This is a genomic window from Streptomyces sp. NPDC093149, assembly GCF_044754145.1.
In the GTDB taxonomy this organism is placed as follows: domain Bacteria; phylum Actinomycetota; class Actinomycetes; order Streptomycetales; family Streptomycetaceae; genus Streptomyces.
Genome location: NZ_JBIVON010000008.1, coordinates 259595 through 272972 on the forward strand (window position 1 = coordinate 259595; position 13378 = coordinate 272972).

Genomic DNA, 13378 nt, shown 5'->3' on the forward strand with positions numbered 1-13378 from the left:
ACGTCGATCTTGGCTGTTCGACACGAGCGGACCTCTCCAGACGTCAGCGCGGGCAATCCGCGGGTGGCACCGGCCTGAGCACGCACAGACCGGAGGGGGGAACGGGGATCGAGTGCAGGCCGGGACCCAGGGTCCGGACGGACGAACCGACGGGCCGGCCGCAGGCGTCCGCCGCGTCCAGCCGGACCTCCACGGCACGGCCGTCCACGTCCAGGACCACGTGCGCGGCGGCGGTGGAGTTGACGAGGGCGGTCTCGGTGAAGGCTTCGAGGCGCAGCGGAGCGACACGGTGTTCGGCGTAGTAGGTGATCACGGCTCGCTTCCCGGCGCTCGCGATCACCGTCTCGTAGAGCTGGTCCGGTCGTCCCGCGCGGATCTCGCCACGGGTGAGGACGTCGCGGTGGTCCCACCAGAACCCGAGCCAGAAGGTCGTCATCGCGCGGTGCTCGGCGGACTGCCCTGCCAGTGGCACGGAGATCTGCGGGGTCGCGTAGAGGGCCGAGTGAAGTTGCCTGGCCGCCGTCTCCGCCGTCGCCCCGGGGTCCCACATGAGCATGTCCGAGTGGACGGCTCCGGCCGTGGTGGCGGCGATGTCCAGCGTCCGAACCCGGTTGGCGGTCGCGTCGGCCGGGCAGTCCTCGGCGCGCAGCAGATTGCCGAAGCCGACCATGCCCGGACCGGTGTAGGGCTGCCGGAGTTCGACGAGCAGTTCGTCGCCGCGCAGTTCGCGCAGTCGCTCGCGCAGCTCGGTCAGCAGCAGCCGCATCGCCACGCCGATGTCGCTGTCGGCACGGCCACCCTCCTCCTGGGCGTGGAGCATCGCGAAATCCAGGAAGTCGATCTTCAGTCCGTCCAGGCCGTAACGGCGTACGAGGTGCACGCAGGCCTCGGTGACGAACCGCCTGACCTCCTCGTGGCGCGGGTCGAGGACACGGCACGAGAGGCGTGGCACGGCATGCGGGGCGAACGCCTTCATCTCCTCGTGCGCCAGGGTGCGTTCGCCGATCAGCAGCGGGGCGATCCAGGCGAGGTAGCGCAGCCCGAGGCCCTGAACGGTCTTGACGTGAGCGGCGAAGTCGGGGAATTTCGCCGGGTCCGGCGTCCAGTCGCCGCTCCCGGAGTAGCCGGGGCCCTGGGCCCGTTGTTGCCAGCCGTCGTCCAGCAGCAGGATTCCGCAGCCGGCCTCGGCCGCGCGCGCCGCCTCGGCCTCGACCCGCGCCGCGTCCACGTCCCGGTGCAGCGAGTACCAGGTCGAGTAGGCCGGGGTGCGGGCCGCGTCGGGCGTGGGCAGCGCGTCGCCGTCGCGGAGCCGGTGTGTCAGGGCCCGCATCGTGTCGGTGAAGGAGCGTCCCGCGGCCTGGAGGCGTACGGCGCAGCTCTCTCCCGGACGCAGGTCCATGGCCAGCCAGACCCCGAAGCGGGCCGTGGCCTCCGCGACACCGAACCGGATCCTGGTCGTCGCCGTGACCCGGTCGGACGCGAACGCCAGCAGCGCCGAGCCGGCCGCGTCGTACAGGCAGCCCAGTGGCGCCGAGGCGACGAGACCGACGCTGCGCCACCTGCTCGCCCAGTCCGCGACCAGGTGCCGGTCCCAGCCGGCCGCCGGGTGCCAGTAGCCGACGGCGTCGCCGATCGGGACGGCCAGACGCAACAGCACCGGCCCGGCCGGACCGGCCTGAAGGCGGATCACCGCTCCGTCCTCGTCGTGCTCCACCTCGGGACGCGAGCCTCCGGTCAGCAGAGCGACCTCGACGCCGTTCACGTGGATCGCGTCATGGTCGGCCCACAACTGCGCCAGATCCATGGTGTCGGCCATCTCCGGTTCCCTCCAAGGTTCGGCCCTTGAAACACAACGAGGTGAGACAACGTTGCCTAGCGATGCAGCACACTCGCTCGGGACACCTTCGCCTGCCTGAAGGTGCCGGCTTTACATCAGCAGCTTTCCCATCGACATACGGGAGGATCGCCCCTGCTCAGATAGCCGATGGCAATGAACTGGGGGGCCGTCGACCAGTGCGACACGAGCTTTCCTGGCACAAGGCCGTAATCGCCGCCCTCCGTGGGTCGGTTCTGAACCATAGCCAGTCGAGACAACGTTGCCTAGAGGTTGGGAGCGACTGTCGGCCACCGGTTCCCCCAGGGAGTCGTGTCGACGGCACACGGTGATTTCCGGGCGCCCTGCTTTCCCCGACAGTGTGCGGGAAACCGAAGTCACGCCTGGACCGTGTCCGCTTCGCGACGGACGCACGACGATCGGCGGAAGCGGTCGCCACCGCGCCCAGGTGGTGTCCGAAGTTCCGGCCGCTCGCGCGACGACGGCTACGGCACCTCGCCGCGTCGCCGGAGAATGCCCCGACTTCCGGTGTGCGGGGGCTTGTTGGTTCCGAACCCGGATTCTTCAACTCCGCGCCGTCCGGTACCCGATGAAGCACACACCCGGAGGTCGCGCCCGACCGGGGAGTGAAGCCCCGCGGTCTCCACGTCCGCTCTGCGCGTTCCGAATCGATGTGTGTCCGATCACCGAAACAGCCCGTGCCCGTTACGCCTGTCAGGCTCTGGCTGCCGGTTGGGACGTTTCGTACTCTGCGGCCATGGAATGGACGACGTTGGTCAGCACCATGTTGGGAGCGGTCATCGGTGTCGGAAGCACTCTTCTGGCGGATCGGTTGCGATGGCGGCGGGATGCGGGCGAACGTGACAGAGAGCTGTTGCGGTCCTCGTACGTTCAGTTCCTGGAAGCGCTGACACAGGCGAGGGACGTGATAAGCCAGGCAAGCCGCGCACCGGACGCAACGCAGTTGGAGCAGGTGCGGAGTGCTCTGCTGGAGCACGGGGTACATGTCAAGCAGTATCAGCTCGAACTGCTGGCACCGTCACATGTCGTGTCGAAGGCCAGAGACGCCGGCTACAAGCTCGCCCTGTACCGAGACGCGGTGGCGGCTGGAGCACGGCGGGATGATCCCGAGTGCGCTGAGGCACGCCGTGGCTTCCGTGCGGCCCGCGAGGAGCTGATGGAGGCCATGCGCCTCGCCGTGGTGCGGGCTTGAGTTGCTGTGGCGTCCTGACGGCCCCGGCAGCCTTCAGCGGGCGACGTCCGGTGCGGTGGGGTGGTCCTCGGTCGCGGCGCCCGACGTGCAGCGCTCGACAAGGCTTGTGGGGATCACGACCGTCTGGGGGCGCGACGTGTCCCCCGCGATGCGCTTGAACAGCAATTCGGCACCGATCCTGCCGATGGCCCGCACATCGTAGGAGACGACGGTCAGCGGGCGCGCCATCAGACCGGCGGTCTCGAAGTCGTCGAAACCGACCACGTCCAGGTCCTGCCCCAGCCGGTTCAACGCACCGAGGGCACCGAGCGTGATCCGGTTGTTGAGAGCGAAGAGCGCGGTGGGCGGCTGCGGCGCCGAGACCATCCGCTCGACCGCGGCCTCGGTGTCGCGCAGCGCGTGCAAGCCGTACCGGATCAGGTCGGGCCGGTACGGCAGCCCGGCCCGCTCCAGCGCGCTCTCGGCGGCCGACAGCCGCTCGGCCATGGGGTGGATGCTCAGCCAGTCCGACAGCACACCGATCCGCTCATGACCACGGGCCACCAGGTGCTCGATCGCGTCCCGTGCGCCCGCCGCGTTGTCGATGAGCACGGTGTCGGCGCGCAGATTGGTGGGAGGGCGGTCGAGGAAGACGGCCGGTGTGCCCATCTCGATCTCGGCGCGCAGGTAGACATGGTCGGCGGTGCTGCCGGCAGGCACGACCAGCAGTCCGTCGACCCGGTGCTCGCACATCTGCAGCAGGAGCTTGCGCTCGCGGTCGGCGTCCTCCTCCGAGCTGGCCGTGATCAGCAGCGTGTCGTGCTCCAGGGCGCACTGCGCAGCCGCGGCGGCGATGCCCGCGTAGAAGGGGTTCGCCAGATCCTCGATGAGCAGACCGACCGTCGCCGACGTACTGCGCGAACGCAGGTCCCGGGCCTTGTTGTTGCGCCGGAACCCCAGCCGGGTCACCGCGGTCAGCACACGCTCGGCCAGCTCCGGGTCGACGGTGGACACGCCGTTCACCACGCGCGAGACGGTCTTGAGGCTGACGCCTGCCTCGCGCGCGACATCGACCATCGTCGGGCGCCTCGGCCCGGTCGTGCTCGGACCCGGTGTACTCATGGACGGAACGCTCCTCTCGGCGACATGGCCCTGTGAGGGCGCCAACGTTGTCCCGCTGGGCAACCGCACAGCCGCCGAGGTCCCGCGGATCACCCTACGCCATCGTCGGCCTCCGCTTCGATGGGCCGAATCCCGAACATGAATCGGGCCGGAACCGCGGCCAGATGATGCCGTGGCTGGACGGACGGCCCGCACGAGCCGCTGCCGAGACCGTGGTGTTCGAGGTCGATGTTGAGGTGGACGAGGCCGTCGGACTCCAGGCCGGCGGTATGGGTCGCGCTCTGCAACGCCTGAGTGGACCAGGGCTTCACGGTCAGGTCGAACCACGGACCGCCGGTGATCTCGATGCCGCGGGTGCCGTCCCCGCCCGGACGGGAGCGGGTGAGGCGGGCCCACCGGAGGTGTCTGCGGTTGCCGTTCTCCTGCGGACGCACGTAAGGGGTCTGCATCGCTTCGACGGTGCTCTCGTACCGTCCGACCCGCACCGCGGAATCACTGTCACGGTAGGCCTCACCGGGGCCGAGGCCGAACCAGCTGACCTGGTCGAACTCGCCGGGCAGGGTCATTGCCGCGCCGAGCCTGGGCAGTGGGACGGGCCACGGCCGCGTCGGTGTGGTGTCGACGGTCAGCACAAGCCGGTTCCCGTCCTCGGCCGTCCAGCGGTAGTCGACGAGCAGGGCGAGATCCGAGCCCGCCGGGGAGATCCTGGTCCGTACGGTGATCCCGTCGTCGTCGGTCCCGACGTCCAGGACCTTGTGCCGGAGACGGTCCAGTCCGGCCTGCTGCCATGCCGCGCCGAGGGGGGAGAACCGGTCGTTGTCGATCGGTGCCCGCCACACATCGACCCGGGGCCCGCGCACCGGCAGCTCACCGAGGCTGACCAGGGCCCCGGTGACCGTGTCGAACCGTCCGGCGCCCAGCGTGATCGTGTCACCGTCGCGGCGCGGTACCGAGAACCGGCCCCCGCCTCCGCGTGCCGGTGGGACCTGGGACAGAACGCCCTGCGACGCGCTGTCGGCACCCACGCAGATCTGGGTCCAGGCCACCGTGTGCCCCGCGTCGGCCCAGGGTTCGTTCGCGGCGAGTTCGGCGCTCACGGTCAGCCAGAGCTCTCCTGACCCGGCCGTCTCGACGGCCTTGGTCAGGGTCTCGGGCCGATCGACACGGTCCTGTGCGCCGGGCCCGATCACCGGTACGTCCCACTCGCCCTCGGCCACGGGGACACCCTCCGCCTCCAGGCGCCAAGTCCACCTGAGATGACCGGTGTCACGTGTGTGGTGGAGGTTGCGGATCACCATGGCCCGGTCCGACTCGGCCTCGATCCTGACCGGTTCGATGACTTTCGCGTACTCCAGCAAACCGGGCGAGGGGGTGCGGTCCAGGAACAGCAGCCCGTCGATGACGAAGTTGCCGTCGTGGACGGGCTCTCCGAAGTCCCCGCCGTAGGCGTGATACGGGGTTCCGCCATCGTCGAGCCGTACGATGCCGTGGTCGATCCACTCCCAGACGAAGCCTCCGGCCAGTCGCGGATGTGCCTCGAACAGCTCCTGGTACTCCCGCAGTCCGCCGGGCCCGTTGCCCATGGCGTGGCCGTACTCGCACAGCAGCAACGGCATGGCGCGCCGCCGCGCGTCGTTCGCGGGGTCCCCGGTCAGCGGTTCCTGCCCGCACGCGATCGCCGCCACCGTGGCGTGGTCCGGGTACATCACCGAATAGAGGTCGGTGCACACGCAGTTGTCCCAGTCGCCCTCGTAGTGGATGAGGCGACCCGGGTCCCGTTCGCGGATCCATGCGGCCATGGCCTCCAGGTTCGCGCCGGTGCCCGACTCGTTGCCCAGCGACCAGATCACGACGCTGGGATGGTTCTTGTCCCGTTCCACCATCCGCTCGGCCCGGTCGAGCAGCGCAGCCCGCCAGACCTGGTCGGCACCGGGGTTGCTCCGCCAGGCGTTCTTCGAGAAGCCGTGTGTCTCCAGGTCGCATTCGTCGATCACCCAGAGCCCGTATTCGTCGCACAGGTCGAGGAAGGCCGAGTCCGGCGGGTAGTGGCTCGTCCTGACGGCATTGATGTGATGCTGTTTCATCAGCAGAACGTCGGCGAGCATCGTCTCGTGGGTCAGCGTCCGTCCGGTGACCGGATGCCATTCGTGCCGGTTGACGCCGCGGAAGAGCAAGGGCTTGCCGTTGGCGGTCAGCACCCCGTTCTCGACCTCGATCCGCCGGAAGCCGATCAGGATCGGCACCCGTTCCGTCGCCGTCGTCAACTCACCCTGGTAGAGGCGTGGTTGTTCGTCGCTCCAGGGCGTGACACCGGTGATGGCGTGCGGTCCGGCCGGGTCGGCGTCGACGAGCCCGAGTTCCGCGACGGTGAGCCGGGCCGCGCCCTCGACGTCGATGCGCAGCATGCCCACGCCCGTGTGGTGGTCGTAGTCGGCGTGGACGAAGAAGTCGGCGATGCCCCCGGCGGGCCGGGCCAGCAGCCGCACCGAGCGAAAGATCCCCGACAGCCACCACATGTCCTGGTCTTCCAGGTAGGTCCCGGCGGACCACTGGTGCACCCGGACCGCCAGTACGTTGCGTCCGGGGCGCAGCACGTCCGTGACGTCGAACTCGGTCGGCAGCCTGCTGCCCTTGCCGTCACCCAGCCGCGTCCCGTTCAGCCAGACCGCGAAGCACGAGTCCACGCCCTCGAACCTGAGGACCGCCGCTCCTTCGCCGGCGAAGCCCTCTTCGGCCTCGAACTCCCGTCGGTACTCCCCCGTCGGGTTGTCGTCGGGCACCCGGGGCGGGTCGAGCGGGATCGGGTACGTGATGTTCGTGTAGGCGGGGGCGCCGAAGCGGGTGGGTCCCGGCAGGCCGTCCATCTGCCAGCACGAGGGCACCGTGATACGGGTCCAGGCATCCGCGTCGAACTCGGGGTCCTCGAATCCCGAGGTCAGGTCGTGCAGCCCGGCGGCCAACCGGAAGCTCCACGAACCGTCCAGTTCGATCACCGGTGCGTCGGAACGGAACGACGCACGGGGCCGTGCCCGGCCGTTGCCGGGTGACACGTCCTCGACGTATGCGTTCGCGGTGGAAAAGCGCTGCGTGTGCTCCATCGGTTCGGCTGTCCTTTCCCTGCTCTCGGATCAGTTCGTCCTGGGGGGTGGTGCCGTCGACGCGCGGACTTCGAGGGTGCTGGGCGTGATGTTCTCGCGTTGTGCCGGGGGCCGTCCGTCCAGGACGTCGAGCAGGATCCGCGCGGCCCGGCGGCCCACGTCGGTACTGTGCAGGCTGACGCTGGTCAGCGCGGGGTCGACGAGTTCCGCGGCCGCGGTGTCGTCGAAACCCGCCACGGATACGTCGGCCGGCAGTGCTCGCCCGTGTTCGCGCAGCCAGCGCATCGCGCCGAACGCCATGCTGTCGTTGAAGGCGAAGATGGCGGTGGGCGGCTCGGGTCGCGCCATCAGCCGTGCGGATGCGGCGTAGCCGGAAGCCGCGGTGAAGTCGCCGTGTTCCATCAGGTCGTCGGGGGTCGCACGGCGGGCGTCGGCGAAGGCGCGGCGCAGGCCCCGCAGCCGGGCGGCCATGGCGAGCCGGTTCTCCACCGGGCCGTTGACGACGCCGATCCGGCGGTGTCCCAGGGCGAGCAGGTGCTGGGTGACGGCATAGGCGCCGCCCTCGTCGTCGGGGTGGACGCGGTAGACGTCTTCGTCGGTGTAGCCGATGACGACGGTGGGATAGCCGGCCGACCGCAGCGCGGGCAGCGCCTCCCCGCCGGCCCCGGCCTCCACGAGCAGCCCGTCGACCTGACGGCGCCGGGTGAAGCGCCGGTGGGCCGAGGCCGCGTCGTCGGGCACCTCGGGGGTGGACAACAGCAAGCCGTAGCCTCGGGCGGCGAGTTCCTGGTCCGCTCCCCCGACCAGGCGGATGAGGTGGTCGTTGGAGAACGCGAAGCCGGGGTTGTACGGAAGGACGAGCCCGACGACCTCGGTGCGCCCGCTCGCGAGGGCGCGGGCGCCCGCGCTCGGTCGGTAGTCGAGCACACGCATGGCGGAAAGCACCTTGTCCCGAACGCCGTCGGTGACCGTCGGGTCACCGTTCACCACCCGGGAGACCGTCTGGTGCGAGACACCCGCCTTGGCGGCGACGGTGCGCAGAGTCGGCCGATCGGACACTCAGGGACCCCTCATCAATGACCGTTCACTTGAAGCACATCGGATCATAGGGCCGCCTGTCGGCCAGTGGAAGCAGACTCGCACGCATTGACGCACCGCTTGAGCGACTCTATCTTCAACGACGTCAAGTGACCGGTCACTTGACGTCCAACCAACCGGAAGATGCTCACCGAGCAAAGGATCCTGATCATGAGCGACAGGACGCCGGAACGTAACCTCCCCTCACCCGGCAAAGGCGCGGTGACCCGTCGCCAGGCGTTGGTCTACGGCAGGAACGCCGCGATCGCGGCCGGACTGACCGGTGCGTTCTCCATGGAGAGCGCCACCACCGCGACGGCGGCTCCTGGCACTGCGTCAGGTGGCCTTCCCGCATCGGCGGTCGCCGCCTCTCCGTCCGTCAGCACGTCCGATGTCGTCACCTCTTGGACCGGAAACACGTTCTCCGGGGCCACCGAGTGGGTGCAGAACTTCATCTTCAACATCGCCGTCACCCCCGACGGCGCGGTCTACACCGTCAGCTTCTGGGACGAGGCCGGCAACTATGCCGGTATCTACAAGGACGGCCACCTCGTCGGGAACTGCAGAGGCGCCAACGGCGACGCTGTCGCGGTCAACCGGTCCTACGCCTACCTCACCGTCGGCAACGGCCTGACGCGCTTCAACCTGAACGGCACCGGCACGTCCTTGACGTTCAACGTGGGCAGCCCGCCGGCCGCAGCGGCCGCTTCGGCGACGCAGGTGGTGGCCACCGACCGGGTGTCCAACCAGGTCAAGGTGTTCGACGCGGCCACCGGATCGCTCCTGCGGAGCTGGAGCGTCAACAAGCCGGGTGCGGTCGCGATCGACGCCGACGGTGGCATCTGGGTCGTCGAGAACATCACACGGGACACGAACGACGGACACTTCTGGCACGTCGATCCCGCGCGTCCGGCGAGGATCCTGCACTTCTCCAACACCGGGACCGCGTTGCCGGGAACCATCAACGGGCCTGCGGGCGACTGGATCCCGACCTCACTGGCGATCGACGTCCATGGCGACCTGCTGGTCGGCGACAACGGCCCGCTCCGCCAGGTGCACACGTACGGCAGCCTCTCCGGGACGCCGGTGCTGGCGCGGAGCCTGGGCCAGGTCGGCGGTATCGGGGCCGGAACGCCGGGCCGCAACATCGCCGACAAGTTCTTCGGCATCACCGGAGTCGGCGGTGACTCGGCGGGCAACGTGTACGTCGCCATGTGCGAGTTCGGGTCATGGATCCGCAAGTTCGACCCCCTGGGAAACCTGGTCTGGCAGCTTCAGGGGAGCGCCTTCGTCGACGCCGCCGACTTCGACCCGCAGTCCGACGGGCTGGACGTCTACACCAAGCAGTGCCATTACCGTCTCGACGTCACGAAGCCACCGGGACGTGATGCGGCCTGGCGCGGCTACTCCCTCGACTCCGTCAAGTACCCCCAGGACGCACGCCTGTTCCTGGCCGGTCACCAGCACCATGCCGCTTCTCCGACGCTGGTGCGCAAGAACGGCTCGCTGTACATGTACATCACCGGCATGTACTCGTCGCACCTGCTCATCTACCGTTTCGAGGGCGAGATCGCCAAGCCGTCCGGTGCGTTCTTCAAACAGCACTGGACCGGCGACGACCCCACGTGGCCGCCGTACCAGCCGGCACAGGGCGAATGGATCTGGCGCGACCTGAGCGGGAACGGGAGGTTCGAGGCCGGCGAATACCTCCAGACGGGCACCGGCCAGAACTCCCCGGGCAACTGCTGGGTCTGGTTCGTCGACACCAACGGCGACGTCTGGGAGGGCGGGGACCGCAACCTGCGCCGCTACCCCCTGCAGGGCTTCGACGCCCAGGGCAACCCGGTCTACGACTACGCCAGCATGGTGACGGTCCCCCTGCCCGCGCCGTTCACCACGGTCCGCCGCCTGCACTACGACGTGGCCGGCGACGTCATGTATATGTCCGGGTACACGCCCACGGCACCGTTCGAGAACGCCTACTGGAAGGAGGCCGGCAAGGTCCTGGCGCGTTATGACCGTTGGAGCACCGGCAACCGAACGGCAACCTGGACGATGCTCCTGCCCTGGGACACCACGGCGACACCGGGCGTGACCACGGTGGGCCTCGCGTGGGCGGGCGACTACATCTTCACGGTCGGTGTCCAGACCCGCGGCCAGGTCTGGGTCTGGAGGGCCGGCGACGGAAGCGCCGTCGGCAGCTGGCTCCCCGGCAGCAACGTCGGCGGCGTCACCCGCACCGGGTGGGTCGACATCCCCTACGGCATCTCCGCGGTCCGGCGTTCCACCGGGGAGTACCTGGTCAATGTCGAGGACGACCTCTTCAACAAGGTGCTGCTCTACCGCTGGGTCCCCTGAGCGTCATCCCGATGACCGGTCCCCGTACAAGGAGTTGGGTGATGGATGTCGTGCGTGTGACCTCGTTGGACGGCATCGAGTTGGCGGCTGCCGTACATCGCCCCGCTCCGGGCGCCGGGGCGCACGGCACGGTGCTCCTCGTCCATGGCGTCTGCGCCGACCTGGACGAGGGCGGGGCGTTCGTCCGGCTCGCCGACCGCCTGTCCACGCACGGCATGGCCGCCGTCCGGTTCAGCTTCCGTGGACACGGGGCCAGCGGCGGCACCCCCGAGGGGGTGACGATCGCCGGGGAAATGCTCGATCTGCAGGCGGTCGCCGAGTACGCCGAGAAGGAGTTCCCCGGCCCGCTGGCAGTGGTGGCGGCCAGCTTCGGCGCCGTGGCCACCGGGCTGTCCATGCCCTGGCTCGCGAAGCGGCTGGTGGGACTGGTGCTGTGGAACCCCGTGCTCGATCTGCGACGGACCTTCCTGGAGCCCGAACTGCCGTGGGGCCTGGCGAACTTCGGCCCCGCGGCAATGGCGGGAATGATGGAGAAGGGCTGTCTGCTCCTCAACGGCGCCTTCCCTCTGGGCCGCGTACTGTTCACCGAGATGGCCTGGTACCGGCCGATCGACGCCTACGCCACCGACAGCCCGCCGACAATGGTGCTTCACGGAGACCGTGACAGCCATGTCTCCTTCGACATCGCCCGACGGACCGCCGAGGCGATCGCGGACTGGGAGTTCCACGCCGTCTCCGGTGCCGCTCACGGTTTCCACACCCGCGAGCACGAGGCCGAGGCGGTCGCGGTGACGACACGGTGGCTGAAGCACGCAGCGGCAGCGGCCGGACCCTCCCGCGGATGACTGCGGGACAGGCGCCACCGGCACAGGTCGGAGGGTACCGCCGGGCGGACGGTGGACGCCGTGTCCGTGCACCCGGCACCGGCCCGGCCGGGGCCGGTCCATCGCTCCCATGACGGTCGGCGCAGATCGCCACCGGGTCGGCCCGCGTCGTGCCGACGACATGTTCCTCGGCATCGGCGATCATGCATGGGGAGCGTGTGTGCGCCCGAGGGGCGTCGGCGCTCGGTGGTGCCGGCGCCCTGACCGACGCGAGGACGGGGACAGGGCATGCGGGTGACGATGACGAGCGCCGCGGCGCGCACCGGCCGCACGAACGAGGACTTCACCGGCGCCCTGCCGACGGCGGCGGTGCTGATCGACGGCGCCGGCATCCCCGGCGCCGAATCAGTCTGTCGGCACGGCGTGGCCTGGTACGCCAGCCGCCTGGGAGGCAGCCTCCTCGGCCTCTTGTCACTCGTACGGGACCGCGGCCTTCCGGCGCTGCTCGCCGAGGCCATCGAGCAGGTGACGGACGACCACCGCGGCATCTGCGACGTCACCGACCCCATCAGTCCGTCGGCGACCGTAGCCGTCCTGCGCCTGTCCGACGGCCTCGTCGAGTACTTGGTGCTCGGCGACTCGGTCGTCGTGCTCGACAGGGCGGACGGTGCGCCGCTCGTCGTCTCGGATCCCCGAGAGGTGATCATCAGCCGGTCGTACCGGTCCGCGCTCCGGGCCACCGCGGCGGGCAGCGAGGAGTACCACCGCGTCCTCCGGAGCCTGCGTGCCTGCCGGAACCGGCCCGGTGGCTTCTGGGTGGCCAAGGACGACCCACGGGCGGCGGACGAGGCGATCACCGGAAGCTGTCCGGTATCCGAACTGACCGGCGCTGTCCTGCTCAGCAATGGAGCCGCCCGTGTCGTGGACAGGTTCCGGCTCACCGACTGGCCAGGGGTCATGGCCGTCCTGAAGTCGAGCGGACCCGCCGAAGTCGTCGATCGTGTCCGGCAGGCGGAGGCTCGCCGCGCGGTGGCGGCGGACGATGCGACGATCGCGTACTGCACCGACCTCGGTGAGGCCTGACCGTCGCAGGGCGTTCCCGCCCCGGGCCCCTTCGGGTCGCGACGTCGCTCATCGCGGCTCATCGCACGGCCCCGCCAGAGATGATTTCATGTTCAATGATCAAGCCCGATCGTGAACCGACGCTCATCGGGCGCACGCAGGACGAGCGGGGGCCCAGAAGTACCGTGAAGGAGTCCGGATTGAGTGAGACGACAGCAGGCCCCGTGAGGAAGCGGGTCTTCGTGGACAAGCAGAGTCCGAAGGCCTACGACGCACTGGTCGAGACATCCGGGGCGGTCCGCGCGGTCGCCGCGGACGCCGGACTGGACCTCACGCTCGTGGAGCTGATCAACCTCCGCGTGTCACAGATCAACAACTGCGCCTACTGCCTCAACGTGCACACCCGGGCCGCACTGCGTGCGGGCGAGACCACCCAGCGCCTGGGTGTGCTGGCCGCCTGGCGCGACACCGAACTGTTCACGGCACAGGAACGTGCGGCACTCGCCCTGGCCGAGGCGACCACCGAGCCCGCCAACGCTCTCGCACAGGAGAACGCTTACGACGCGGCCCGGCGGATCCTCACCGACGACGAGATCTCCGCGGTGATCTGGGTGGCGATCACCATCAACGCGTTCAACCGGGTCTCCGTCATGAGCAAGCATCCTGTGCGCGGGGTCCCCCGGCAGTGATCCGGTGTCGCGGGGGGGGGGGGGGCGGGGGGGGGGCCCCCCCCCGCCGGGGGGGGGCCCCCCCCCCCCCCCCCCCGGGGGGGGGGGGGGGGCCGCCCCCCCCCCGGGGCCGGGGCGCCGCG

At 69.8% G+C, this 13378-nt stretch carries 9 protein-coding genes; 5 read left to right on the forward strand and 4 right to left on the reverse strand.

Going from position 1 to position 13378, the window contains the following annotated elements; genetic code table 11:
- Nucleotides 1-43 precede the first annotated feature (43 nt).
- The gene (locus ACIQCZ_RS24745) at nt 44-1816 is read right to left on the reverse strand and encodes an alpha-galactosidase (protein ID WP_402284862.1); all 1773 of its coding nucleotides are present in this window, start codon (nt 1814-1816) and stop codon (nt 44-46) included.
- A gap of 775 nt (nt 1817-2591) precedes the next feature.
- Here ACIQCZ_RS24745 and ACIQCZ_RS24750 point away from each other — a divergent pair.
- Nucleotides 2592-3047: a hypothetical protein gene (locus tag ACIQCZ_RS24750; protein ID WP_402284863.1), complete on the forward strand. Its 456-nt coding sequence runs from the start codon at nt 2592-2594 to the stop codon at nt 3045-3047.
- A gap of 33 nt (nt 3048-3080) precedes the next feature.
- Here ACIQCZ_RS24750 and ACIQCZ_RS24755 read toward each other — a convergent pair whose 3' ends face one another.
- From ACIQCZ_RS24755 to ACIQCZ_RS24765, 3 genes are all read right to left on the reverse strand, one after another.
- Nucleotides 3081-4148, reverse strand: a complete 1068-nt coding sequence (locus tag ACIQCZ_RS24755; RefSeq protein WP_402284864.1) for a LacI family DNA-binding transcriptional regulator — start codon at nt 4146-4148, stop codon at nt 3081-3083.
- 89 nt (nt 4149-4237) lie between these two features.
- On the reverse strand, nt 4238-7246 hold the full coding sequence (locus ACIQCZ_RS24760) for a glycoside hydrolase family 2 TIM barrel-domain containing protein (RefSeq protein ID WP_402284865.1): 3009 nt from the start codon (nt 7244-7246) through the stop codon (nt 4238-4240).
- A gap of 30 nt (nt 7247-7276) precedes the next feature.
- Nucleotides 7277-8305, reverse strand: a complete 1029-nt coding sequence (locus ACIQCZ_RS24765) for a LacI family DNA-binding transcriptional regulator (protein WP_402284866.1) — start codon at nt 8303-8305, stop codon at nt 7277-7279.
- A 189-nt stretch (nt 8306-8494) separates the two neighbouring features.
- Here ACIQCZ_RS24765 and ACIQCZ_RS24770 point away from each other — a divergent pair, with 189 nt between their 5' ends.
- From ACIQCZ_RS24770 to ACIQCZ_RS24785, 4 genes are all read left to right on the forward strand, one after another.
- On the forward strand, nt 8495-10681 hold the full coding sequence (locus ACIQCZ_RS24770; RefSeq protein WP_402284867.1) for a hypothetical protein: 2187 nt from the start codon (nt 8495-8497) through the stop codon (nt 10679-10681).
- A 41-nt stretch (nt 10682-10722) separates the two neighbouring features.
- Complete coding sequence (locus tag ACIQCZ_RS24775) at nt 10723-11526, forward strand: alpha/beta hydrolase (RefSeq protein ID WP_402284868.1); 804 nt, start codon at nt 10723-10725, stop codon at nt 11524-11526.
- 267 nt (nt 11527-11793) lie between these two features.
- Nucleotides 11794-12588, forward strand: a complete 795-nt coding sequence (locus ACIQCZ_RS24780) for an integrase (RefSeq protein WP_402284869.1) — start codon at nt 11794-11796, stop codon at nt 12586-12588.
- 179 nt (nt 12589-12767) lie between these two features.
- On the forward strand, nt 12768-13256 hold the full coding sequence (locus ACIQCZ_RS24785; RefSeq protein ID WP_402284870.1) for a carboxymuconolactone decarboxylase family protein: 489 nt from the start codon (nt 12768-12770) through the stop codon (nt 13254-13256).
- The last annotated feature ends 122 nt before the right edge of the window (nt 13257-13378 follow it).

What these genes read in the sequence shown, in the direction of transcription:
- ACIQCZ_RS24745 (WP_402284862.1), bottom strand. Translation starts at nt 1,816, where the DNA reads ATGGCCGACACCATGGATCTGGCGCAGTTGTGGGCCGACCATGACGCG.
- ACIQCZ_RS24750 (WP_402284863.1), top strand. Translation starts at nt 2,592, where the DNA reads ATGGAATGGACGACGTTGGTCAGCACCATGTTGGGAGCGGTCATCGGT.
- ACIQCZ_RS24755 (WP_402284864.1), bottom strand. Translation starts at nt 4,148, where the DNA reads ATGAGTACACCGGGTCCGAGCACGACCGGGCCGAGGCGCCCGACGATG.
- ACIQCZ_RS24760 (WP_402284865.1), bottom strand. Translation starts at nt 7,246, where the DNA reads ATGGAGCACACGCAGCGCTTTTCCACCGCGAACGCATACGTCGAGGAC.
- ACIQCZ_RS24770 (WP_402284867.1), top strand. Translation starts at nt 8,495, where the DNA reads ATGAGCGACAGGACGCCGGAACGTAACCTCCCCTCACCCGGCAAAGGC.
- ACIQCZ_RS24775 (WP_402284868.1), top strand. Translation starts at nt 10,723, where the DNA reads ATGGATGTCGTGCGTGTGACCTCGTTGGACGGCATCGAGTTGGCGGCT.
- ACIQCZ_RS24780 (WP_402284869.1), top strand. Translation starts at nt 11,794, where the DNA reads ATGCGGGTGACGATGACGAGCGCCGCGGCGCGCACCGGCCGCACGAAC.